Origin of the sequence: Kribbella sp. CA-253562, from assembly GCF_050942265.1 — a bacterium.
In the GTDB taxonomy this organism is placed as follows: domain Bacteria; phylum Actinomycetota; class Actinomycetes; order Propionibacteriales; family Kribbellaceae; genus Kribbella.
In genome coordinates this window covers 2,594,705-2,616,553 of sequence record NZ_CP192049.1, presented here as the reverse complement: position 1 = coordinate 2,616,553, position 21,849 = coordinate 2,594,705, and the positions used below count along the sequence as shown (strand labels likewise).

Here is a 21,849-nt window from a genome sequence, read left to right as displayed (position 1 = left end):
TTTCTCCTTCGAGAAGTCGATCAGCGGCCGGACACGTCGATCGCGCCCGGGTACTGCGGTTCGTCGGTGTTCACCATGCTGTGCGCCGCCATCACCATGTACTTCCAGATCTCCTCGTCGCGATCCGGCGGCAGCGCGATCTCGTCGAGGGCGGCCCGCATGTGGCCGAGCCAGCGGTCCCGCGCGCTCGGGGTGACGGCGAACGGGTTGTGCCGCATCCGCAGCCGGGGGTGCCCGCGCTGCTCGGAGTAGGTCTTCGGCCCGCCCCAGTACTGCTCGAGGAACATCCGGAACCGGTCCTCGGCCGGGCCGAGGTCCTCCTCCGGATACATCGGGCGCAGGACCGGGTCGGCCGCGACGCCGCGGTAGAACGCCGCGATCAGCCGGCGGAACGTCTCGGCCCCGCCGACGGCGTCGTAGAAACTCTGTGACTCACTCATCGGTACTCAGTGTCTCAAGCCACCGAAACGTGCCGCTCGAGGGCTGCCCGTTCGGTCTCGTCGAGCGGCCGTTTGGCGTGCGTGTCCGCGGTCACGGCGACCAGGACGGAGGTCGCCTTGCAGTAGGTCAGCCCCTCCGCGGCGTCCACGATCTGCGACCGCAGCGTGTACGACGAGGTACCGATCGCGGACACCCAGACCTCCACGGCGTACGGCGGGTGCCGCAGCAGGATCGGGCGCAGGTAGTCGACGGTCTGGCTGACCAGCACCACCGGCGACCGGCCGAAGAACTCGTCCGCACCGACCCCGAACACCTCGGCCAGGAACGCGATCCGTGCCTCCTGCAGGTAGTCGAAGTAGCGCACGTTGTTCACATGGTCGTACGAGTCGATGTCCGACCACCGGACCAATACGGGGTGCACGAAGGTCATGGGGCCTCCCGCCCTGGACTGAGGAGTGGAGGGAGCGAAGCGACCGGAGCGACGAGGGAAGGGCGGGAGACAAAGCCCCATGACCCGCCGAGCCGGAGGCGAGGCAAAAAGCACAGCCTCATGAGCCCACCAACTTGGACAGAGCTTCGCGTTCGACCGGGGTGATCCGCCGCAGCCGGTTGGCGGCGAAGTCGAACGGGACCAGCCGGGTCCGCGCCTGGACGTAGGACGTGTACGGCTCGGCGTCGAGGATCTCGTAGTCGACGGTGAACGACGCCGCCTTGATCTCGGAGATCCACAACTCGATCCGGACCGGTTCCGGGCGGAACCGCAGCGGTGCCCGGTAGTGCACCTCGTGCCGCGCGACCAGCAGGCCGGTCTCGAGGTCGTCGGCGCCGAGCTCCTTGGCGGTCCGGAACAGGAAGTCGACCCGGGCGTCCTGCAGGTAGTCGACGTACCGGCCGTTGTTCACGTGGCCGAGCGCATCCATGTCCCCCCAGCGCAACGGGCAGTGGTAGACGTGCCGGTTGTGATGATCCACACGAGGATCATCCCATCCGGACCACGGCCAGTTCGGCGCAACGTGGGTAATGTCATCCCGGAAACCGACCGAACTCAGGCAGAACTCAGGAGTAGGTGCGATGAGCGAGCAGCAGCGGGTGGCGATCGTGACCGGGGCGGCCCGGGGAATCGGCGCCGCCGTGGCGCAGCGGCTCGCGGCCGACGGGAACGCGGTCGCCGTGCTCGACCTGGACGAGTCGGCCTGCGCCGGCACCGTCGACGCGATCACCGCCGCGGGCGGCAAGGCCCTCGCGGTCGGCTGCGACGTGAGCAAGTCCGACCAGGTGACCGCGGCGGTCGAGCGGGTGGTGGCCGAGCTGGGCGCCCCGACGATCCTGGTCAACAACGCCGGCGTCCTGCGCGACAACCTGCTGTTCAAGATGTCCGAGGACGACTGGGACACGGTGATGTCGGTGCACCTGCGCGGCAGCTTCCTGATGTCGAAGGCCTGCCAGGCGCACATGGTCGAGGCCGGCTACGGCCGGATGGTGTTCCTGTCGTCGACGTCGGCGCTGGGCAACCGCGGCCAGGCAAACTACGCCTCGGCGAAGGCCGGCCTGCAGGGCCTGGCCAAGACGCTGGCGATCGAGCTGGGCAAGTTCGGCATCACCGCGAACGCGATCGCGCCGGGCTTCATCGAGACCGACATGACCGCGGCCACCGCGGCCCGGGTCGGCGTCGACTTCGAGGAGTTCAAGAAGGCCACCGCCGCCACCATCCCGGTGAACCGGACCGGCAAGCCCGAGGACATCGCCGCCGCCGCGTCGTTCTTCTGCAGCGAGGAGGCCGGCTTCGTCTCCGGCCAGGTGCTGTACGTCGCCGGCGGACCCCGTAACTGAGGCTGGAGACGCGAGATGACCCGCACCTTCACCGGAGTCGACGACGTCGTCGGCGCGGTCGGCACCCAGCTCGGCGAGACCGCGTGGCTGGAGATCACCCAGCAGCAGGTGAACCAGTTCGCCGAGGCGACCGGTGACCACCAGTGGATCCACGTCGACGTCGAGCGCGCCGCCACCGGCCCGTACGGCGGAACGATCGCGCACGGCTACCTCACCCTCAGCCTGATCGCGCGCTTCGGCGAAGAGCTCTTCTCGGTCGAGGGCGTCACCGCCAAGCTCAACTACGGCGTCAACAAGGTCCGCTTCCCGACGCCGGTTCCGGTCGGCTCCCGGGTCCGTGCGGGCGCGTCGATCGCCGGCGCCCAGGAGACTCCGGCCGGCATCCAGGTCTCGCTGCAGTGGGTCATCGAGCTGGAGAACTCCACGAAGCCGGCCTGCGTCGCGGAGACCGTCGTCCTCCTGGTCCCCTGAGCTCTACAGCGGACAGATCAGGACGGCGTGCGTCGCGGTGCGCTGGTAGCCGAGCCACTCGTTGACCGCGATCATCGGGGCGTTGCCGTCGTAGTTCGCGGTGTACATGCGCACGACGCCGGCTTCGGCGGCCCGGTGCAGCGCCGCGCACTTCACCAGCTTGGCGACGCCGCGGCCACGGTACTCCGGCAGGGTCGCGGTCATCTGGGTCCAGATCTTCTCGTGGTCGCCGTTGCCGAGAGTGAAACCGGCGACGCGGTCGCCGTCGACCAGCGCCATGCTCAGGTCGAGCACGAGCCCGGGTGAGTTCCAGACCGACTCGAGCCAGGTCTCGTACGGCTGGCCGACGATCTTCGCGTCGCCCGGCTTGGTGCGCTGCGCGATCTGCTCCGCGTCGTACAGCTGCCGGGGATCGAGTTCGTTCAGCGGCACCAGCCGCATCCCGTCCGGTACCGGCGGCAGCGCCGGCGCGTCGGCGGGCGCCATGCTCACGTAGTGGACCCGCCGGGTCTCGCGATAACCCCAGCGCGCCGCCCACTCGACCGCTGCCGGCTCCGCGAACACTCGCGCGCTCACCGCGCCGGCCTCCTTCAACCGCTCATGCGCGAGCTCCAGCAGCCGGGTGCCGACCCCGTGCCGCCGGTGGTCCGGGTGCACCATCAGCCGTAGCTGCCCGTCCAGCGGGTCCGAGCCGGAGATCAGGGCCGTCGTCAGCCAGCCGATCACCTGCCCGTCCCCGACCGCGGCGAGGACCGCACCGCCGGGCCCGGACTGCCCGCCGGCCAGGCGGCGGCGAAGTCCGCCTCCGGTGATCGCGAGGAACGGCGCGACGAGATCGTGCAGCACCAGCGCCGACTCGGCGTCGGCGGGCACAGGTGGCCTGATCTCCATCGGAACTCCTTCCACCGAAGTACTGCGGAAGATATCGCCTGCACCGGGTCGATCAGGACTGGACCGGTGTAAACAGCCGGGCAAACTTCGCTGCGTGAACGATCCCGCCGGTACCCGGCCGCATGAGCGTCACAGCGGGCGAAGCAGCCCCGTCTGGGTCTCCACCCGGCGGTAGCCGAGCCAGTTGTTCACGGCAAGCATCGGACCGTTCTCGTCGTCGTTCGAGGTGAACGCCCCGGTGATCCCGGCGGCCGCCGCACGCCGCAGCGCGACCGACTTCACCAGCTTCGCCAGCCCCCGCCCCCGGTACGCCGGCAGCGTGCCGGTCATGCCCGCCCAGGCCCGGTCCCCCGCCGTCTCGACCGCGTGGAACGACACCATCTCGTCGCCGGCCATCGCCGCGACCGAGAGCGCCTTGTTCAGCCCGGGCGCCTGCCAGATCTCCCGCACCCACTCGTCGAAGTCGACGGCGTCGATCGGCGAGTCGCCCGGCTCGTCCCGGCTCGCGATCGCGTCGGCCTCGTAGGCCTGCCGCGCGGTCACCTGGTCGAGGCCGACCAACTGGATGCCCTCCGGCGTGGGCGGCTGCTCGGGCAACGGCTGCCGCAGATCGATCCCGGCGTAGTGCAGCTGCCGCGAGCCGTCGTACCCACGCCGCTTGGCGAAATCGACTCCGGCCTGAGTGGCGAAGGTCCGGACCCGAACAGCGTCGATGCCGGCGAGATGCTCGTGCAGCCGATCGACCAGCGCCGCGCCGATGCCGCGCAGCCGATGGTCCGGATGCACGTACACCGTCAGCCAGGCCTGCCCCGGTTCACTCGTCCAGGTGTTGAGTCCGGTCGCGCCGAACGCCACCACGCGGCCGTCGGCCTGCGCGACCAGCTTGAGCGCACGCTGCTCGTCCACCACGGTTTCGAGGTCGTGCCGGACGGTCGCGGGCGACATCACGGAGTACGGGTAGACGTCCCAGCGCACCGCCGAAATCGCCTCGGCGTCAGCGGGCACGGCCGGTCTGATGTCCATTCGCGAACCGTAGCCAGCCCACCCATCGACCGGCCAACGATTTTGGGACGCGACCGCAACGGCTGCGATTCTGCGGCGAGCCCGTCAACCACTAGGGTTGGCGGGTGCCTGTGATCGCGACCACTGCGCTGACCAAGCGCTACCCCCGTGTGACGGCACTGGACGAGCTGACCGTCGAGGTGGGGTCCGGCGTGACCGGACTGGTCGGAGCCAATGGTGCCGGCAAGTCGACCCTGCTGAAGATCCTGCTCGGACTGATCGCCCCGACCGCCGGAAGTGCCATCGTGCTGGGACACGACGTGGTCACCGGTGGCGAGGCGGTCCGGGCGCTGGTCGGCTACATGCCCGAGCACGACTGCCTGCCGCCCGACGTCTCCGCGACCGAGTTCGTCGTCCACCTCGGCCAGATGTCCGGGCTGCCGGCGACCGCGGCTCGCGAACGCGCGGCCGACGTCCTGCGGCACGTCGGACTGGACGAGGCCCGCTACCGCCCGATGGGCGGCTACTCGACCGGCATGAAGCAGCGGGTCAAGCTCGCGCAGGCGCTGACCCACGACCCGAAGCTCGTCCTGCTGGACGAACCGACCAACGGCCTCGACCCGGCCGGCCGTGACGAGATGCTCGCGCTGGTCCGGCGGATCGGCACCGAGTTCGGCATCCCGGTCCTGATCACGTCGCACCTGCTCGGCGAGCTGGAGTCCGTGTGCGACCACATCGTCGTGCTGGACGGCGGCCGCCTGCTCCGCTCGGAGTCGAAGGCCGCGCTGACCGGCGAGACCGGCGTACTGGCTGTGGAGGTGCGCGACCTGAGCGGCCGTGACCGGCTCGGGGCCGCACTGGCGCACGCGGGTGCGCGGGCCCGGGCCGAAGGGCCGTTGGTGCTGGTGGAGATCACCGGCGACGCGACGTACGACCTGGTTCGTGACACCGTCGCCGAGCTCGGGCTGGGTCTGGTCCGGGTCGAACCGCACCGGCATCGGCTGGAAGAGGTCTTCAGTGTCTGAGCAGTTCGCGCCACAGCAACCTCCGCGGACCGGCGTCATTCACGACATCGGCTACCGGCACTACGAGGGCCCGCGACTCGGCCGGTTCGCGATCACGCAGGCCCTGCTGGTCGCCAGCGTCCGGCACGCGTACGGGCTCGGCCGGTCCGGCAAGTCCAAGGTGATGCCGATCCTGCTGCTCGCGGTGATGGTGGTCCCGGTCGCGATCATCGTCGGCATCGAGGTCGCGATGAAGCTCGACAGCCCGCCGATCATCCCGGCCCACTACGTCTTCTTCCTGCAGCCGGTGATCGCGCTCTACCTCGCCTCGCAGGCGCCGCAACTGTTCTCCCGCGACCTGCGCTACGGCTCGATCGTGCTGTACCTGGCCCGGCCTCCCCGGCGTACGGACTATGCGCTGGCCAAGCTCGGCGCCCTGGTGATCGCGCTGCTGATCCTGATCGGCATCCCGCTGTTCATCCTGTACGTCGGGGCGCTGCTCGCGAAGTTCGACTTCACCGACATGACGCGCGAGTTCGCCACCGGTCTGGCGGGCGGGCTGCTGCTGTCCATCCTGCTCGCGTCGATCGGCGGACTGATCGCCGCCGCGACCCCGCGCCGGGGCTTCGCCGTCGCGGCGATCATCACCGTGCTGATCGTGTCGTTCACCGCGACCATCACCACCACCGCGATCCTCGACCCCGACCAGACCATGAACAGCACGGCGGCCCGATTCGCCAACCTGGGTTCGCCGTTCACGCTGTCCCGCACGCTCGGCACGTGGCTGTTCCGCGACGACAGCGACGGCTGGATGCCGACCACCACGCAGGGACTCGTGTTCCTCGGGGTCTATCTGGCGGTCGTCGGGCTGTGCGTCTGGGGCCTGAACCGCCGGTACGCGAAGGTGGCCCACGGGTGAGCGTGATCCAGATCGACAAGGTCTCCCGCTGGTACGGCAATGTCGTCGCGGTCAACGACGTGACGATGACGATCGGCCCGGGCGTCACCGGCCTGCTCGGCCCGAACGGCGCCGGCAAGTCCACGCTGATCACGATGATGGCGGGCTTCCTGCCGCCGTCGGTCGGTGCCGTCACGCTGGACGGCGTACCGGTGTGGCGCAACGAGCAGGCCTACTCGCAGATCGGCCTCGTGCCGGAGACCGAGGCGGTCTACGACACGCTGACCGGGGGCGACTTCGTCCGGGCGAACGCCGAGCTGCACGGTCTGTCGCAGCCCGGCGCCGCCGCGGCCGCGGCGATCGCGACCGTGGCGATGGAGGACGCGGCCGGGCGCCGGATCGCGACGTACTCGAAGGGCATGAAGCAGCGGATCAAGATGGCCGCCGCGCTCGTGCACGAGCCGTCGGTGCTGCTGCTCGACGAACCCTTCAACGGCATGGACCCGCGGCAACGGCTGCACCTGATGGAGCTGCTGCGCAAGATGGGCAGCGACGGCCGCACGGTGTTGTTCAGCTCGCACATCCTGGAGGAGGTTCAGCAGGTCGCCACCCATATCGAGGTGGTGGTGTCCGGGCGGCACGCGGCCTCCGGCGACTATCGCGCGATCCGCACACTGATGACCGACCGCCCGATGCTGTACCGGCTGCGCTCCAGCGACAACCGCCGGCTGGCCGCCGCGCTGATCGGCGACCCGTCGACAACCGGCGCCGACCTCGACGCCGCGGCCCTGCAGGTCCGCGTGGTCGACTTCGAACGCTTCAGCCGGCTCGTCCCCACGCTCGCCCGGGACCTCGGCATCCGGCTGCTCGAGGTCTCGCCGACCGACGAGTCGCTCGAGAGCGTGTTCTCCTACCTCGTCGGGAGGCGTTGATGGTCCCCCGCACGATCGCCCGGCTCACCCTGGCCACGCTCTTCGGCCACCGCCGCGGTCTGCTGCTCTACGTCCTGCCCGGCGTCTTCGTCGCGCTCAGCGTGCTGCTCGCGCTGACCGTCGACGACAAGTCCGGCCTGCAAGCCGCCCTGCTGCAGCAACTCGGGCTCGCGGTCATCCTGCCGCTGGTCGCCCTGGTCGCCGGCACCGGCGCGATCGCCTCCGAGATCGACGACGGCTCGATCGTCTACCTGCTCAGCAAGCCGATCAAACGCTCGACGATCGTGCTCACCAAAGCCGTCGTCGCGATCGGCGTCGTCCTGCTGCTCGGCGCCCTCCCGATCCTGCTGGCCGGCATCGTGCTCGACCCCGGAGACGTCCAGACAGCAGTTGCCTTCGGCATCGGTTCCCTGGTCGCCGGCATCGCGTACGTCGCGATCTTCACCGCCCTCTCGGTCGTCTCCGGCAACGCGGTCACGGTCGGCCTGATCTACTCCCTGCTCTGGGAAAGCGTGATGGGCCAGTACGTCGACGGCGCGAAGGTGCTGTCGGTCCAGCAGTGGTCGCTCGCGTTGATCAGCAAGCTCACCGACGCCCCGCGGGTGGAGTCCGCGGTCGAGCTCCCGATCGCCACGATCCTCCTCGTGGTGGTCACGGTCGGCGGGCTGACCCTGGCCGTCGCCAAACTCCGCTCGCTCGTGCTCTCGACCGCCGAGTAATCTCCACGCGGGCGCCTCCGCTCGCTGGCGCTCGCACGGTGCCTGCTCCCACCCACCCCCTTCATGGGCGCGTGCTGGCGCCCGCTTCGTGCGCGCTACCGCGCCAAACGCGCGCGTGCTGCCGCGGGCTTCAAGCGCCGAGCCGACGCGCGACTCCGACCATCCCCACCCCAGCCCTCACCGCGCCGACTGCGTGCGCAGCCCGTCGAGGATCAGCGCCAGCATGTGCGGCGCCCGGTCCACCGGGCTGGAAGCGGCGCGCCACAGTGCGCCGGTCAACTGAAGGAAGTCGCCGGCATCGGCGTCGGCCCGGATGCTGCCGTCCTGCTTGCCTGCCTCGAGTAGCTCTGTGATCGCGGCGACGACCGGCCCGTACGTCTGCTCGGTGATCGCCTGGTGCGCGGTCGGACTGAGAGCGTCACCGAGGCCGTGCTTCTTCCGCATGGCAGCCACCAAATCGAGGGTCCACACCCGGAGCGCCTCGAGGGGCGGCAGCTCGGCCAGCAGTCCCGGCACGGTTGCGGTGATCCGTTCGACCTCGTCCTGGTAGACGGCCAGCACCAGCGCCTCCCGTGTAGGGAAGTTGCGGTACAGCGTGCCAGGGCCGACACCGGCACGCTGGGCGACCTGGTTCAGCGACGTCGCGCCGTCCTCGGTGAAGGCCGCACGGGCGGCCGCGAGGATGCGGGCCCGGTTCTCACGGGCGTCTGAACGGACCACAGAAATCTCCTCTTGTTAAGTGGAGAACTCTCCACTAACGTATCTGGAGAACTCTCCGCATAGCTTAGAGGAGCATCATGCAGTACATCAAGCTCGGCACGACCGGCCTGGACGTGTCACCGATCGCCATCGGCGCGATGACCTACGGGGAGCCCGACCGCGGGCATCCCGTCTGGTCCAAGAGCGAGGACGACGCCCGGCCGCTGATCCAGCACGCGCTGGAGGCCGGCATCAACTTCTTCGACACCGCGAACCTGTACTCCAACGGGTCCAGCGAGGAGATTCTCGGCCGCGCGCTCAAGGACTTCGCCGACCGCGACACCGTGGTGATCGCGACCAAGCTCCGGCACCCGATGCGCACCGGACCGAACGGCCGCGGCCTGTCGCGCAAGGCGATCATGACCGAAGTCGACCACTCGCTGCGCCGGCTCGGGACCGACTACATCGACCTGTACCAGATTCATCGCAACGACCACTCGACGCCATGGGAGGAAACTCTCGAGGCGCTCAGCGACCTGGTGAAGATCGGGAAGGTGCGCTACCTCGGCGCGTCGTCGATGCACGCCTGGGAGTTCGCGAAGGCGCTGCACCTGCAGAAGCAGAACGGCTGGAGCCGGTTCGTGTCGATGCAGGACCACTACAACCTGCTCGCTCGCGAGGAGGAACGGGAGATGATCCCGCTGTGCCTGGACGAGGGGATCGGCACGATCGTCTGGTCGCCCCTGGCCCGGGGCCGCCTCGCCCGCGGCTGGGACGACGCCAAGTCGACCGCCCGCTCCGAGACCGACGGCGCTTTCGCCGACATGCTCTACTCGCCGGAGCAGGAGGCGTCCAACCGCGCGATCATCGACGCGGTCGGGGACGTCGCGCGCAGCCACGGCGTCAGCCGCGCCCAGATCGCCCTGGCCTGGCTACGCCGTCAGCCGGTCGTCACCGCACCGCTGGTGGGAGCCGGCTCCATCCGGCAGATCGACGAGGCCGTCGCATCGCTGAACGTCGAGCTCACCGACACCGACGTCAAAGCCCTGGAGGCTCCCTACACGCCGCGGTACGACTTCCAAGGCATCTCCGACGAAGCCGAGATGGAAGCCATCCGCCAGCGCGTCCCCGGAATGGCATTGCGATGAGCACCATCGTCCGATCCGGTACGTCGGCCCGCGCCGGTGCGCTGCTCATCTTCCTCGGTCCACTGATCTCCTGGGTCGCGGAGCTCATCACTGCCGCGGCCTGGCAGAACCCCCACTATTCACCCTTCTACAACTGGGTCAGCCACCTCGGCCTGACCGGTCCGAGCCAGGTCGCCTTCGAGCAAGTCGGCAACTCCCCACTTGGAGCGGTCATGAACACCGGCTGGATCCTGTACGGCGCCAGCCTGATCGCAGGCGCGTTCCTCACCTTCGACCTCCGCAAGGGCGGCCGCCCGATCGTGATCGTTGCCCTCGCCACCATCGCCGCCGTCGGCGTGTCACTCGTCGGCATCTTCCAAGGCTCGAACGCGAACGTCGCCAACGGCCTGATCGCCTTCCACACCTTCGGCGCACAAGGCGTGATGATCGCCGGCAACGTGATGGCCATCGCCGTCGGCCTGGCCGGCTCTCGCATCGGCCTGACCCGCGGTCGTTCCATCGCCAGCACCACGCTCGGCATCGCCGGCCTGGCCGGTTTCGCGGTGTTCATGATCGACGTGTTCTCGGGCTGGATGTGGAACATCGGTCTGTTCGAACGCTCGGCGATCTACCCGATCATGATCGGCCATCTGCTGCTCGGCAGCGGCCTGATCGCGGCCCGGCGGCGCGAAACACCCGCTCACCTGGCGCCCACCGCTGCCCGAGCGGCGACCTGAGACCAGCAGCTGGGTCCACAAGCCGGGCGGCGATGTCGTGTTACAACCCAGAACCAACGGGCACCGGGCCACCAGAGCGACTGCTGGGGGCACCAGTCCACCGACCCGCTCAGGCCACCCGCGCTCGGCAGGCAGGCGCGCGTGACCGTGTCATGATCGGGCTTCGATCTCCACCGGTGGTCTGCGCGAGGAGTTGACGAATGAGTGACCAAGCCGACGACTTCGGTGAGCTCGCGATGGATCTGCACAACCAGAGTGACGTCCTGTCGACGGTGGAGCGGGTGCTGGAGTTCGCGGTCGAAGCGCTGCACTACGACCACGCCTCGGTCTTGCTGATGGAGCGCAAACACGCTCGGACGTTCGCCGCGACCGACGAGCTGATCACCGCCGCGGACCAGTCCCAGGTCGACCTCGGCGAAGGGCCGAGCCTGCTGGCCATCACGGACCACGACGACGTGCTGGTCGAGGACACGACCACCGACACCCGTTGGCCCAAGTGGACGCCGACCGCCGCCGCGGCCGGCATCCGCAGTGCGTTGGCGATTCGTTTGTCCACGGGGCACTCCACCCGCGGCGCCTTGAACCTGGTCTCCTCGGAGCCGTTCGTCTTCAACGAGGGTGACCGCGAAGCAGCGCACTTGCTCGGCCTGCACGCCTCGATCGCGATCTGCTCGGCGCAGGTCGAGTCCACCCTGCATCGGGCCGTCGACTCCCGCAAGGAAGTCGGTCAGGCGGTCGGACGGCTGATGGAGCGCTACCAGCTCACCGCCGTCCAGGCGTTCGGCGTACTGCAGCGCTACTCCCAACATCGAAACCAGCGACTGCGGGACGTCGCCCGGCACGTGATCGAGAGCGGGGGCCTTCCCGAGTAGCTGTAGCGCAGCCCGGCCGCTAGACCGCGATCGCGATCAGCGCGACGGCCGGCAGAACGGCGGCACCGATCGTCCCCCGAACGCTCCCCCCGCGCGGCCGCCAGTACCCGAGCAGATCCGCGACCCCCATGAACAACGACGCAAGCAGCATGTACAGGCAACTGACGACCACCACCGTCGTACCCGTTGCTTCGTCGCCGTACCGCACCATGCCGAGTCCGATCAGCGTGCCCACTCCGGCGAGTGCGTTGCGTGCACCGATGCAGAACGACCACAGGTGCACGTTCCGGATGCCGTGCGGTTCGATGCCGAGGAACTTCTGGACCCACGGCCGGTCGATCAGGAAGGCCTCCACGGGGAAGACGGCGAGCAGAATCAGTGCCGCGAGAGCGGCGGCGAGCTGCGCTGTCGCGTTCATGGCTACCTCCCTGGAACCGCTTCGATGAGCGAGACGGACGAGACGGTTGGAACAATTCGAGTGAGACGGAATCCGGCCCGGTCGAGCAGCGTGCCGAACTGCCGCTCGGTGCGTTCGCGGCCGCCGACGAAGAGCATCATGTCGAGGTCGAGAGCCTTCGCGAAGTGCGGAGTGCTGCCAGGTGGCACGACGCTGTCCAGCAACAGCAGCGTCGAACCCCGCGGCATGTGGCGGCGAACATTGCTCAGGATCGCGACGGCTTGCTCGTCGTCGAAGTCGTGGAGCACGCGGCGCATCAGATAGAGGTCGGCATCGGACGGCGCCGTGTCGAAGAACGAGCCGGAGTCGATGCGGCAGCGATCGAGGAGCCCTGCGTCACGCAGATGCGCCTCGGCCGCACCGACCAGCACCTCGCGCTCCTGGAGAACACCTTTCGACTTCGGGGCCGCGCCGAGCACCAGGGCGAGCAGCTGCCCGTGCCCTCCGCCGAGGTCGGCGATCGTCGAGTACGGCGTGAAGTCGTACGCCGCCGCCACGGCGGGCCAGTCCAGGTCGGTCAGGCACGTCATGGCCTCGTTGAACGTCGCCGCGAACTCCGGATCCGCGTCCAGGTAGTCCCACACTTGCTTGCCGGGGGCAACCTCTACGGCCGGCCCGCCGGTCTCGACCGAGTGGGCCAGCCGGCCCCACGGACCCTGGTACTGCGGATCGCCGAGCATCAGGACGACCGGCCGCAGCGAGCCAGGGGTTCCTGAGCGCAGCCCCTTGCCGAGAGCAGTGAGTCCGTAGCGCTTGCCGGACCGCTCGGTGAAGATCCCGAACATCGCACCGGCGCGCAGAAGCCGATGGGTGGCGTCGGCGTTCGACCCCGTCTCGGCCGCGATCTCGTCCGCGGACAACGGCCCGTCCGCGAGGACGTCCGCGATTCCGAGCTTGGCCACCGCGTAGACGACATGCGTCCCCATGAATCCCGAGGCGAGTTCCAGCAACCCGATCTCGGGCGGAACCATGCGCCGCGTGAGGGTTTGCAGCGCGGTCCGGACGGCGGTGGCCGCCCGGACGACTTTGACTGGCGGAACTCTGGTCATCGCGCACCTATAATCGTCAGCAGTACTGACCATCTTGGTCAGCCTTGCTGACTACTGTCAAGGGATCGATCCGCATGGACCTGGCCACGCTGATGTTCATCGCCTACCGCGCGATGGACGACGAGGTCCTTCGCGCCATGCGTGCGTCCGGCTACCAGGTGACCGTGGCCCAGGCCCGGATCGCTCAGCGGATCGCGCCCGGCGGCTCTCGCCTCACCGACCTCGCCGAGCAGGCACAGGTCACCAAGCAGACCGCGAGCCTGCTGGTCGCAGCGCTGGAGAACGAAGGTCTGGTCGAGCGGGTGCCCGATCCGGCCGACGGGCGAGCTCGGCTGATCCGCTTCACCCCGAAGGGACAGACCGCGGCGGACCGGGCCCGCGAGGTGGTCACGCGCGTCGAGCAGAATTGGACCGAGCACCTCGGCCCTGAGTTGGCCGGCGCGTTACGCCAAGCCCTCACCAAACTCCGCGAGGTGGCCGACCCGTACCAGTGATTCATGCAGAACCCCCTGGCATCCCAGTCAGGAGTGAAATACCCTCAAGCCCATGACAGACCCGCGCAGCATCCTGGCCGACCTCTTCGTCGCCGACGGTCCGCGCCCGGAGTACGCCGACGCCTTCCAGGTCTTCGCTCCGCTGATCGGCAGCTGGGACCTCGACGTCCGCTGGTACGACGAATCAGGCGAGGTCGTCCGGCAGACCGAAGGCGAATGGCACTTCGGCTGGGCGCTGGACGGCCGCGCCGTCGCCGACATCTGGATCACCCCGAGCCGCGCCCGCCGCCCGATCGACGGCGACGGCGAGTGGGGCTTGTCGATCCGCCTCTACGACCCGGAGCTGAAGGCCTTCCGCTCCACCTGGATGGGCCCGAAACACGCCTTCGTGATGACCTTCATCGGCCGGTCCGGCGACGACTGGATCACCCTCGACGCGCGCGAGCCGACGGCGTACAAGACCCGCTGGGGATTCACGAACATCACCCCGACCAGCTTCGACTGGCGCAACGAGGACGAGGCCGAGGACGGCACGATCACCCTGCGCCAGACCTTCGCCGCCGTACGGCGTGACCGCAGCACGTGATCCAATGAGCCCTCGCGTACCTGGGGGGTTCACGTGTTCGTTCGCCGACTCGGCGCCCGGCGAGGTGTCATCGCCGGCGGCGTCGCCGTTGCCTTGCTCGCCGGTGGGGCGACGTTCGCGTGGTCGTCGACGCGGGAGGCCGAGAAGCCGACCTGTTCGCTCGACGTACCAGCCCGAGTGGTTGTCAATCAGCCGTACCTGACTCCGCCCGTACGTCGTGGCGCTGACTGCGCCGCCGCAGGAGTTGTCGAGGCGAGGTGGGACGCGTACACGGCGGACGGGACGCTCGTCCACCAATTGATCTTCCGCTGGGACTACCCCGATCGTTGGAATGTCTTCGACAGCGACAAGCGAGGCCCTTGGACCTGGCGTCCGACCGGAGCGACGACAGATCTGGAGACCGACCGGCCACTGGTGCCGCAGAACACCCCGGTCAGCGACCTTCGTCTGGGTTCCACCGCCTACCTGACGAGTCGCCGGGACGGACGCCGGATCACCCTCAGCGCCCACATCGGCCGGTACGACGTCAAGACGGCCGCCACCGAGTCATGGTCCGGAGCACGCGGCGAACTCCAACTGCGCGAACCAGGCAACACCGTCTGGACCACCTTCAAGCACGTCACGGCAGACAGCCGCGGCGAGGCAACCGAAGCCTTCGACCTCGCCGCGCGCTTCGACTACCGCCTGGTCGTCCCCGACACAGCCGACACCTGGGGATCCACCAGCTCGAAGGTCGAGGACTACTGAACCATCCCGCCGTTCAGCGTCAGTCCGCCGTCGATCGTGATGGTCTGACCGGTGACCCACGACGCCTCGTCGGACAGCAGGAACCACACTAGCGATCCCACGTCCTCCGGACGACCCAATCGCTTCATCGGGTACGTCGCGGCGACTTCCGACTCACGCCCCTCGTACAGCGCGCCGGCGAACTTCGTCTTCACCACCGCGGGCGCGACCGCGTTGACCCGGATCTTCGGCGCCAGCTCGACGGCCAGCTCGGTGGTGACCCGCGACAGCATCGCCTTCGTCGCGCCGTACCAGCCGATCCCGGGTGACGGCGCCAGGCCGGCCACCGACGACAGGTTGACGACAGCGCCGCCGTGCTCGCCCATCCAGGCGTCGCGGCAGGCCTTGACCCACGCGATCGCGGCCAGCACGTTCGTGTCGACCATCTTGGCCGCGACCGCGCTGTCGACGTCGAGCAGCGAACCGTAGACCGGGTTGATGCCGGTGTTGTTGACCAGCAGATCCACCGACCCGTACGTCGTGAGCGCGGTCTCGATCACCTGGGCCCGATGCTCCGGGTCGGCGGCCTTGCCGGCGACGGCGAGCGCGTTCTGCTCGCCGCCGAGCGACTCGACCGCCGCGTCCAGCGTCTCCTGCGTGCGCCCGGTGATCACCACGCGCGCGCCGTCGGCGACCAGCCGCTGCGCGACCGCGAGTCCGATCCCGCGCGACGCACCGGTGACGATCGCCGTCCGGCCCTTCAACGCCATCGACTGGTCCCGTCAGCTCAGGCGTTCGAGGATCACGGCCATGCCCTGGCCGCCACCGACGCACATCGTCTCCAGCCCGAACTGCTTGTCCTCGAACTGCAGCCCGTTGACCAGCGTCGTCATGATCCGCGCGCCGGTCGAGCCGAACGGGTGGCCGAGCGCGATCGCGCCGCCGTGCACGTTCAGCCGGTCCTCGTCGATGCCGAGCTCGCGGGCCGAACCGATCACCTGGACGGCGAACGCCTCGTTGATCTCGACCAGGTCGATGTCGTTGATGCTCATCCCGGCCCGGGCCAGCGCCTGCTTCGACGCCTCGACCGGTCCGAGGCCCATGATCTCCGGCGACAGCCCGCTGACCCCCGTCGACACGATCCGCGCGAGCGGCGTCAGGCCGAGCTCACGCGCCTTGGTGTCGCTCATGATCACCACGGCCGCGGCGCCGTCGTTCAGCGGGCAGCAGTTGCCGGCCGTGACGGTGCCGTCGGGGCGGAAGACCGGCTGGAGCTGGCTGACCTTCTCCAGCGTCGTACCGGCGCGCGGGCCGTCGTCCTTGCTGACCACCGTGCCGTCGGGCAGCGTCACCGGGGTGATCTCGCGCTCGAAGAAGCCGTTGTTGATCGCCTGTTCGGCCAGGTTCTGCGACCGTACGCCGAACGCGTCCTGGTCGGCCCGGCTGATCCCGCGCAGCGTCGCGACGTTCTCGGCGGTCTGTCCCATCGCGATGTAGATGTCGGGGATCAGCCCGTCCTCGCGCGGGTCGTGCCAGGTGTCGTTGGTCTCGGCGTACTTCTCGGTCCGCTGGACGGCGTCGGCGAACACCGGGTTGAACGAGCTCGGGTCACCGACCCCAGCCGAGCCGAAGTTCTTGTACCGCGAGACGCACTCGACGCCGGCGCTGACGAACACGTCACCCTCGCCGGACTTGATCGCGTGGTAGGCCATCCGCGCGGTCTGCGTGGACGACGCGCAGAACCGGTTGACCGTCGTCGCCGGGGTGTTGTCCCAGCCGAGCTGGACGGCGACCCGGCGGGCCATGTTGCCGCCGTGCTCGTCGTGCGGCTCGGCGCAGCCCAGCATCAGGTCCTCGACCTGGTCACCGGTCAGGCCGGCCTTGTCGACGGCGGCCTTGATCAGCTGCACGGCCAGGTCGTCGGGCCGGATGTCCTTCAGCGAACCCTTGTGGGCCCGGCCGATCGGCGAGCGCGCGGTGGAGACGATCACTGCTTCGGGCATAACAGGGGTCCTTCCCTACAGGCCGAGGTCGCGGCCGATGAGTTCCTTCATGATCTCGTTGCTGCCGGCCCAGATCTTGGTCACCCGGGCGTCGCGCCAGGCGCGGGCCACCCGGTACTCGTTCATGTAGCCGTAGCCGCCGTGCAGCTGCACGCAGGCGTCCAGGACCTCGTTCTGCACCTGGGCGCTCCACCATTTGGTCTTGGCCGCGTCGACCGCGGACAGCCGGTCCTCGTCGTGCGCCACGATCGCGTTGTCGACGTACGCCTGGGTCACCTCGGCCTTGGTGACCAGCTCGGCGATCAGGAACTTGTTGTACTGGAACGAGCCGACCGGCTGGCCGAACGCCTTGCGCTGCTTCACGTACTCGATCGTCTCGGCCAGGATCTGGGTGGCGTGCGCGATGTTCGACACCGCGGCGCCGACGCGCTCCTGGGCCAGCCGCTCCATCATGTGGATGAAGCCGCGGTTCACCTCGCCGAGCACGTTCTCGTCCGGGACGAAAACGTCCTCGAAGAACAGCTCCGACGTACCGGACTCGGTCTGGCCGACCTTGTCGAGCTTGCGGCCGCGCGCGAAGCCCTCCATGCCCTCCTCGACCGCGAACAGCGTGATGCCCTTGGCGCCCTTGCTCGGGTCGGTCCGGGCCGCGGTGATGGTGAGGTCGGCCATGTCGCCGTTGGTGATGAAGGTCTTCGAGCCGTTCAGCACCCAGCCGCCGTCGACCTTCTTGGCGCTGGTCTTCAGCCCGGCCAGGTCGGAGCCGCCGGACGGCTCGGTCATCCCGATCGCCGCGACCAGCTCACCGGAGCTGAACTTCGGCAGCCAGCGCTGCTTCTGCTCCTCGGTGCCCAGATCGACCAGGTACGGCGCGGCGCAGTCGTAGTGGATGCCGAAGCAGCTCGACAGCGAGGCGGAGACCTTCGACACCTCCTCGGCGAACACCGCGTTGAACCGGTAGTCGCCGACGCTGGAACCGCCGTACTCCTCGGGCACGTCGAGGCCGAGGAAGCCCTGCTTGCCGGCCTCCAGCCAGACCGCGCGGTCGATCGTCTTCTCCTCGAGGAACTGCTCCATCCGCGGCACCAGCGAGCGGTCGCAGAACTCCTTCGCACTCGCCCGGAAGGCGTGGTGGTCCTCGCCGAAGATGATCCGTTCCATCGCTGCGCCTCCTCGAGGTCGATGTGCGCGGCCCGGCCGGTTCCTGAGACGGATGGCTAAGCGCTTGCTTAGCTTCGCGAATCCGGTGCAGAGTGTCAACGTGTCCGCAGTCACCAGTCCCCTCGTGTGGGAGCACATCGAGCCGGCCGCCGCCCGCCGGCTGCTCACCGGCGCCATCGACGCCTTCGCCGAACGCGGCTTCCAGGCCACCACTACCCGCGACATCGCGTCCCGCGCCGGCATGTCCCCCGCCGCGCTCTACGTGCACTACCCCTCGAAGGAACGCCTGCTCTTCGAGATCAGCCTGTACGGCCACCAGGCCGCGCTCGCCGTACTGCGGGAGGCTGACGAAGGGCCGTCGCCCACCGAACGGCTGCGCGGCATGGTCTCCGCCTTCACCGCCTGGCACGCCGAGCACCACACGATCGCGCGCGTCGTCCAGTACGAGCTCGCCGCGCTCTCCCCCGAGCACTTCACCGAGGTCGCCGCGATCCGCCGGGCGATCTCGCGGCAGATCGAGCAGGTGCTGGCCGACGGCGTGCGCGACGGATCGTTCAGCGTCGATGACCTGCCCGGCACGACGCTCGCCGTACTGTCGCTGTCGATCGACGTGGCTCGCTGGTACACGCCTCATCGCACGAAGCCCGAGGATCTCGGTGCCTTGTACGCCGAGCTGGCGCTTCGGATGGTCCAGGCCTGAGCACTCCCGCGGGAACGACCGAAGGCCCGGCACCCTCTCGCGAGGGTCCGGGCCTTCGGCGTACCGGTGGTCAGTCCTGCAGCGCGGCCTGGACGTCGAGGTGGATGTCCACCTTGTCGCCGATCAGCAGCTTGCCGCCCTCCAGCGGGACGTTGAAGTCGATGCCCCACTCCTTGCGGCTGATCGACGCGGAGCCCTCGAAGCCGATGATCTTCTGGCCGTAGGCGTTCTGCTCGACGCCGAGAAACTCGACGGCGAACTCGATCGGCTTGGTGACGCCCTTGATGCTCAGCTCGCCGGCCAGGACGAAGTCGTCACCCTCCGGCTTGAGCGCGGTGCTGGTGAAGGTCATCTTCGGGCTGTTCTCGGCGTCGAAGAAGTCGCCCGAGCGCAGGTGCGCGTCACGCTGCTCGCTGCGGGTGTGCACGGACGCCAGCTCGACGGTGACCGCCGCGGTCGACTCCTCCAGCGAGTCCTTCACGACGATCTCGCCGGCGAACTCCTGGAAGGTGCCGCGCACCTTGGTCATCAGGTGGCGCACGGTGAAGCCGATCTCGCTGTGCGCGGCGTCGAGCGCGTAGGTGCCGGCCACCAGGCCGGGGATGCTGGTCGTCGGGGTCGTCGTACCGGTGATGCTCACGAGGCTCTCCAAGAAGTTAGTTAAAATTTCAATCTGTTCCCCAGATGTCTGCTCTAACGGTTTAAATCTGAACTACATTCCCGGTACACTGTTCCCGTGACGATGACGACTGGCACCCGGTGGCTGGACTCCGAGCAGCAGGTGGCGTGGCGCGCGTACCTGCTGGGCACGGCGCGCCTGATGGCCAAGCTTGACGACGACCTGCGGCAGTTCGGCCTGGGCATCAACGACTACGAGATCCTGGTCCGCCTGTCCGAGGCCCCCGACCGCCGCCTGCGGATGGCCGACCTCGCCGACCGCCTGCACCAGAGCCGTTCCCGCCTCACCCACACTGTAGGCCGCCTCGAGGCCGCCGAACTGGTCCGCCGCACGTCGTGCACCAGCGACAAGCGCGGCGTCTGGGCCGAACTCACCGACGCCGGCTTCACCCTGCTCGAACAGGCCGCCCCGCATCACGTCGAAGGCGTCCGCGAAAACCTCGTCGACCTGGCCACCCCGGAAGACTTCGCCGCCGTCGGCCGGGTCTTCGACGCCGTCTCAGAACACATCGGCCAACGCTGACCGGAACCGCGTGGGAATGTTCTTTCCCACGCGGGCCCTTCCACTCGCTGGCGCTCGCTCCAGCGCCAGCTCCCGCCCACCCAGTCTGTGGCACGCGTGCTGGCGCCCGCTTCAAATGGCGGCTATCGCCGCGGAGCATGCGCTAGCGCGCGGATCGGCGGGCTAGCGCCCGCGGTGTGCGTGCTGGCGCCCGCGTTCGTCTTACGGGCTAGCGCCCGAGAGGCACGCGCTCAGGCACGGATCGACGGGCTAGCACTCGAGAGGCACACACCGGCACGCGGCCGCCGGGCTGGCGCGGATTGGCGGGCTAGCGCCCGACAGCAAGCGCCGCCGCCTCCGACCGGTGGCTAGCGAGCCGCAGCTCGATCGCGCCGACCGCCGGCCGATCCCGAGCTCCACAACTCAGACGAACGCCCCCACACCCTCGTACTCCCCGACCTCCGCCTGCCCCGCCGCGTCGTACTGCAGCAGCAACAGACCCGTCGACGTGACCTCATAGTGGGTCAATCGAAGACCAACCGGCGACCCCGGATGGTCAAGCAGCCGGCGCCCCGACCCGACAACCGTCGGCGCGACAGCCAGCCGAATCGTGTCAACCAACCCCGCCGCCAACAGCGAGTTGCCCAACCGGGCACTCCCGTGGATCTGCAATTCCCGCCCAGGCTTCGTCTTGAGCTGCCCGACGGACTCCACCGGATCACCCGCAAGCACCGTCGTCGGACTCCACGAACCCTCAGCCAGCGTGCTCGTGACCACGTACTTCGGCAGCGCGTTCATCCGCACCGTGTACGGATCATCCGGGTCCGTGATCTCAGGCCAGTCCCGCGCGAAAGCCTCGTAGGTGCGGCGGCCGAACAGGAGCCCGTCGGCCAGCCCCAGCCACTCGGATGTACGCCGTACGAACGTCTCGTCCAGGAACGGCACCAACCAACCGCCCGAAGTGAACCCGTCGCTCGTATCCTCCGTCGGCGAACCAGGCCCCTGGCTCACCCCATCGAGCGTCACGAACTCAGTGAGCACGACCTTCATCCCGCGGCCTCCGTCTCCGCGACAGACGCGAGCTGCGCCGTCACCGAGCCCCACCCGTCCGCGAATCCCAGCTCCTCGTGCAACTTGCGCGACCCCGGATCACCATGCCGTACGACGACCCGGTACGCCGTCCCGTCGGGATGGTCGGCCAGTGTGACCTCGGCCGTCATCGGCACCGGCGCCGGATTCGCCGGGCGCCACGAGCTGTCCATCGTGTTCGTGAACACGATCCGCTCCAGCTCCTCCGCGACGACGAAGCTCGCGTCGAGGTGCGGCACGAACGTCACGCCGTCGTCGCTCATCCGCGTCACCAGCCCACCGCCGGGCCGGACTTCCAGCCGCTCCACCCGGCACAGCGCCGGAGCCGGCAGCCACCACCGCTCGAATCGCGACGGCTCGGTCCACGCACTCCACACCACCGCTCGCGGAGCCCGGATCACGCGCTCCACGACGAGGTCGAGCTCGGGGTTCATTCCTGTTCCTCCATCAGATCGGTGACGAGTTGTTCGAGACGGTCGGTGCGCTCTTCCCAGATCGCCCGCTGCTCTTCGAGCCAGTCGTCGACCAGCGCCAGCCGGTCGCGGTTCAGGACACAGGTCCGCACCCGGCCGGCCTTCACCGTGCGGATCAGCCCGTTCGCCTCCAGCGTCCGGACGTGCTTCATGAACGACGGCAAGGTCATCGGGAACTCGCGCGCCAACTCCCCCACGCTCGTCGGCCCCCGCCCGAGCCGCTGCACGACCTCACGCCGCGTCGGATCGGCCAACGCGACGAACACGTCGTCCACTTCCGCCGAATACTGTGCCATGAGGCTAAGTAT

Annotated in this window: 29 protein-coding genes; 14 read left to right on the top strand and 15 right to left on the bottom strand. The window is 68.9% G+C overall.

All coding sequences use genetic code 11. The annotated features are described in order from the left end of the window. Window positions 1-20: 20 nt before the first annotated feature. The 3 genes from ACQPXM_RS12585 to ACQPXM_RS12575 all read right to left on the bottom strand — a co-directional run bounded on the left by ACQPXM_RS12585 (window position 21) and on the right by ACQPXM_RS12575 (window position 1,412). Complete coding sequence (locus tag ACQPXM_RS12585; protein ID WP_432948029.1) at window positions 21-440, bottom strand: globin; 420 nt, start codon at window positions 438-440, stop codon at window positions 21-23. A 14-nt stretch (window positions 441-454) separates the two neighbouring features. Continuing rightward, entirely contained in the window at window positions 455-871 is a 417-nt protein-coding gene (locus ACQPXM_RS12580; protein ID WP_432948028.1) for an acyl-CoA thioesterase, read from the bottom strand. A 118-nt stretch (window positions 872-989) separates the two neighbouring features. Continuing rightward, window positions 990-1,412, bottom strand: a complete 423-nt coding sequence (locus ACQPXM_RS12575) for an acyl-CoA thioesterase (RefSeq protein ID WP_432948026.1) — start codon at window positions 1,410-1,412, stop codon at window positions 990-992. A gap of 100 nt (window positions 1,413-1,512) precedes the next feature. On the opposite strand from ACQPXM_RS12575, the gene fabG reads away from it, so the two are divergent. Both fabG and ACQPXM_RS12565 read left to right on the top strand, forming a co-directional pair. Beyond that, the gene (gene fabG, locus ACQPXM_RS12570; protein ID WP_432948024.1) at window positions 1,513-2,271 is read left to right on the top strand and encodes a 3-oxoacyl-ACP reductase FabG; all 759 of its coding nucleotides are present in this window, start codon (window positions 1,513-1,515) and stop codon (window positions 2,269-2,271) included. A 15-nt stretch (window positions 2,272-2,286) separates the two neighbouring features. Next, the gene (locus tag ACQPXM_RS12565; protein ID WP_432948022.1) at window positions 2,287-2,742 is read left to right on the top strand and encodes a MaoC family dehydratase; all 456 of its coding nucleotides are present in this window, start codon (window positions 2,287-2,289) and stop codon (window positions 2,740-2,742) included. Between the two features lie 3 nt (window positions 2,743-2,745). Here ACQPXM_RS12565 and ACQPXM_RS12560 read toward each other — a convergent pair whose 3' ends face one another. Beyond that, window positions 2,746-3,633 (bottom strand): GNAT family N-acetyltransferase, encoded by an 888-nt coding sequence (locus tag ACQPXM_RS12560; RefSeq protein WP_432948020.1) that lies wholly within the window; start codon window positions 3,631-3,633, stop codon window positions 2,746-2,748. 129 nt (window positions 3,634-3,762) lie between these two features. After that, on the bottom strand, window positions 3,763-4,656 hold the full coding sequence (locus tag ACQPXM_RS12555; protein WP_432948018.1) for a GNAT family N-acetyltransferase: 894 nt from the start codon (window positions 4,654-4,656) through the stop codon (window positions 3,763-3,765). Window positions 4,657-4,760: 104 nt separating this feature from the next. On the opposite strand from ACQPXM_RS12555, the gene ACQPXM_RS12550 reads away from it, so the two are divergent. From ACQPXM_RS12550 to ACQPXM_RS12535, 4 genes are read left to right on the top strand one after another with little or no spacing between them, the layout of a single operon-like run. Next, window positions 4,761-5,660 (top strand): ABC transporter ATP-binding protein, encoded by a 900-nt coding sequence (locus ACQPXM_RS12550; protein WP_077012944.1) that lies wholly within the window; start codon window positions 4,761-4,763, stop codon window positions 5,658-5,660. Further along, window positions 5,653-6,558 (top strand): ABC transporter permease subunit, encoded by a 906-nt coding sequence (locus ACQPXM_RS12545; RefSeq protein WP_432948016.1) that lies wholly within the window; start codon window positions 5,653-5,655, stop codon window positions 6,556-6,558. Before ACQPXM_RS12550 ends, ACQPXM_RS12545 begins: the two co-directional genes overlap by 8 nt. Then, window positions 6,555-7,469: an ABC transporter ATP-binding protein gene (locus ACQPXM_RS12540; protein ID WP_432948014.1), complete on the top strand. Its 915-nt coding sequence runs from the start codon at window positions 6,555-6,557 to the stop codon at window positions 7,467-7,469. The genes ACQPXM_RS12545 and ACQPXM_RS12540 overlap by 4 nt, the downstream gene beginning before the upstream one ends. Beyond that, window positions 7,469-8,188, top strand: a complete 720-nt coding sequence (locus ACQPXM_RS12535) for an ABC transporter permease (RefSeq protein WP_432948012.1) — start codon at window positions 7,469-7,471, stop codon at window positions 8,186-8,188. The genes ACQPXM_RS12540 and ACQPXM_RS12535 overlap by 1 nt, the downstream gene beginning before the upstream one ends. Before the next feature lie 177 nt (window positions 8,189-8,365). Here the strand turns inward: ACQPXM_RS12535 and ACQPXM_RS12530 are convergent, their stop codons facing one another. Then, window positions 8,366-8,908: a TetR/AcrR family transcriptional regulator gene (locus tag ACQPXM_RS12530; RefSeq protein ID WP_432948010.1), complete on the bottom strand. Its 543-nt coding sequence runs from the start codon at window positions 8,906-8,908 to the stop codon at window positions 8,366-8,368. 77 nt (window positions 8,909-8,985) lie between these two features. Here ACQPXM_RS12530 and ACQPXM_RS12525 point away from each other — a divergent pair, with 77 nt between their 5' ends. The 3 genes from ACQPXM_RS12525 to ACQPXM_RS12515 all read left to right on the top strand — a co-directional run bounded on the left by ACQPXM_RS12525 (window position 8,986) and on the right by ACQPXM_RS12515 (window position 11,623). After that, on the top strand, window positions 8,986-10,035 hold the full coding sequence (locus ACQPXM_RS12525) for an aldo/keto reductase (protein WP_432948008.1): 1,050 nt from the start codon (window positions 8,986-8,988) through the stop codon (window positions 10,033-10,035). Then, a complete protein-coding gene (locus ACQPXM_RS12520; RefSeq protein ID WP_432948006.1) occupies window positions 10,032-10,751 on the top strand; it encodes a DUF998 domain-containing protein in 720 nt (239 codons plus the stop codon). The genes ACQPXM_RS12525 and ACQPXM_RS12520 overlap by 4 nt, the downstream gene beginning before the upstream one ends. 200 nt (window positions 10,752-10,951) lie before the next feature. After that, window positions 10,952-11,623: a GAF and ANTAR domain-containing protein gene (locus tag ACQPXM_RS12515; protein WP_432948004.1), complete on the top strand. Its 672-nt coding sequence runs from the start codon at window positions 10,952-10,954 to the stop codon at window positions 11,621-11,623. A 19-nt stretch (window positions 11,624-11,642) separates the two neighbouring features. Here ACQPXM_RS12515 and ACQPXM_RS12510 read toward each other — a convergent pair whose 3' ends face one another. Both ACQPXM_RS12510 and ACQPXM_RS12505 read right to left on the bottom strand, forming a co-directional pair. Further along, window positions 11,643-12,041: a DUF1304 family protein gene (locus tag ACQPXM_RS12510; protein WP_432948002.1), complete on the bottom strand. Its 399-nt coding sequence runs from the start codon at window positions 12,039-12,041 to the stop codon at window positions 11,643-11,645. Between the two features lie 2 nt (window positions 12,042-12,043). Beyond that, the gene (locus ACQPXM_RS12505) at window positions 12,044-13,129 is read right to left on the bottom strand and encodes a methyltransferase (protein WP_432948001.1); all 1,086 of its coding nucleotides are present in this window, start codon (window positions 13,127-13,129) and stop codon (window positions 12,044-12,046) included. Window positions 13,130-13,203: 74 nt separating this feature from the next. Between ACQPXM_RS12505 and ACQPXM_RS12500 the strand changes: the two genes are divergently transcribed. From ACQPXM_RS12500 to ACQPXM_RS12490, 3 genes are read left to right on the top strand one after another with little or no spacing between them, the layout of a single operon-like run. Continuing rightward, complete coding sequence (locus ACQPXM_RS12500) at window positions 13,204-13,623, top strand: MarR family winged helix-turn-helix transcriptional regulator (RefSeq protein WP_432948000.1); 420 nt, start codon at window positions 13,204-13,206, stop codon at window positions 13,621-13,623. A 52-nt stretch (window positions 13,624-13,675) separates the two neighbouring features. Further along, window positions 13,676-14,209, top strand: a complete 534-nt coding sequence (locus tag ACQPXM_RS12495) for a hypothetical protein (protein ID WP_432947998.1) — start codon at window positions 13,676-13,678, stop codon at window positions 14,207-14,209. 33 nt (window positions 14,210-14,242) lie between these two features. Next, a complete protein-coding gene (locus ACQPXM_RS12490) occupies window positions 14,243-14,956 on the top strand; it encodes a hypothetical protein (protein WP_432947996.1) in 714 nt (237 codons plus the stop codon). On the opposite strand, the gene ACQPXM_RS12485 is transcribed toward ACQPXM_RS12490, so the two are convergent. The 3 genes from ACQPXM_RS12485 to ACQPXM_RS12475 are packed head-to-tail and all read right to left on the bottom strand — an operon-like array spanning window position 14,950 to window position 18,099. Further along, on the bottom strand, window positions 14,950-15,705 hold the full coding sequence (locus ACQPXM_RS12485) for an SDR family oxidoreductase (protein ID WP_432947994.1): 756 nt from the start codon (window positions 15,703-15,705) through the stop codon (window positions 14,950-14,952). The two genes, ACQPXM_RS12490 and ACQPXM_RS12485, sit on opposite strands and share 7 nt — an antisense overlap. Window positions 15,706-15,717: 12 nt before the next feature. Further along, a complete protein-coding gene (locus tag ACQPXM_RS12480) occupies window positions 15,718-16,938 on the bottom strand; it encodes an acetyl-CoA C-acetyltransferase (RefSeq protein ID WP_432947992.1) in 1,221 nt (406 codons plus the stop codon). 15 nt (window positions 16,939-16,953) lie between these two features. Continuing rightward, the gene (locus ACQPXM_RS12475; protein WP_432947990.1) at window positions 16,954-18,099 is read right to left on the bottom strand and encodes an acyl-CoA dehydrogenase family protein; all 1,146 of its coding nucleotides are present in this window, start codon (window positions 18,097-18,099) and stop codon (window positions 16,954-16,956) included. Window positions 18,100-18,199: 100 nt separating this feature from the next. On the opposite strand from ACQPXM_RS12475, the gene ACQPXM_RS12470 reads away from it, so the two are divergent. Continuing rightward, window positions 18,200-18,799 (top strand): TetR/AcrR family transcriptional regulator, encoded by a 600-nt coding sequence (locus tag ACQPXM_RS12470; RefSeq protein ID WP_432947988.1) that lies wholly within the window; start codon window positions 18,200-18,202, stop codon window positions 18,797-18,799. Window positions 18,800-18,869: 70 nt separating this feature from the next. On the opposite strand, the gene ACQPXM_RS12465 is transcribed toward ACQPXM_RS12470, so the two are convergent. Continuing rightward, window positions 18,870-19,451, bottom strand: a complete 582-nt coding sequence (locus ACQPXM_RS12465; protein ID WP_432947986.1) for a YceI family protein — start codon at window positions 19,449-19,451, stop codon at window positions 18,870-18,872. Between the two features lie 90 nt (window positions 19,452-19,541). Here ACQPXM_RS12465 and ACQPXM_RS12460 point away from each other — a divergent pair, with 90 nt between their 5' ends. Beyond that, window positions 19,542-20,000 (top strand): MarR family winged helix-turn-helix transcriptional regulator, encoded by a 459-nt coding sequence (locus ACQPXM_RS12460; protein ID WP_432951007.1) that lies wholly within the window; start codon window positions 19,542-19,544, stop codon window positions 19,998-20,000. A 402-nt stretch (window positions 20,001-20,402) separates the two neighbouring features. Here the strand turns inward: ACQPXM_RS12460 and ACQPXM_RS12455 are convergent, their stop codons facing one another. Genes ACQPXM_RS12455 through ACQPXM_RS12445 form a run of 3 tightly spaced genes read right to left on the bottom strand, consistent with a single transcriptional unit; the run spans window position 20,403 to window position 21,837 of the window. Next, entirely contained in the window at window positions 20,403-21,029 is a 627-nt protein-coding gene (locus tag ACQPXM_RS12455; protein ID WP_432947983.1) for a dihydrofolate reductase family protein, read from the bottom strand. Then, window positions 21,026-21,502 carry an SRPBCC domain-containing protein gene (locus ACQPXM_RS12450; RefSeq protein WP_432947981.1) on the bottom strand — a complete coding sequence of 159 codons (477 nt, stop codon included), beginning with the start codon at window positions 21,500-21,502 and terminating at the stop codon, window positions 21,026-21,028. Before ACQPXM_RS12450 ends, ACQPXM_RS12455 begins: the two co-directional genes overlap by 4 nt. Beyond that, window positions 21,499-21,837, bottom strand: coding sequence for an ArsR/SmtB family transcription factor (locus ACQPXM_RS12445; RefSeq protein ID WP_432947979.1), 339 nt, complete (start codon window positions 21,835-21,837; stop codon window positions 21,499-21,501). The genes ACQPXM_RS12450 and ACQPXM_RS12445 overlap by 4 nt, the downstream gene beginning before the upstream one ends. Between the last annotated feature and the right edge of the window lie 12 nt (window positions 21,838-21,849).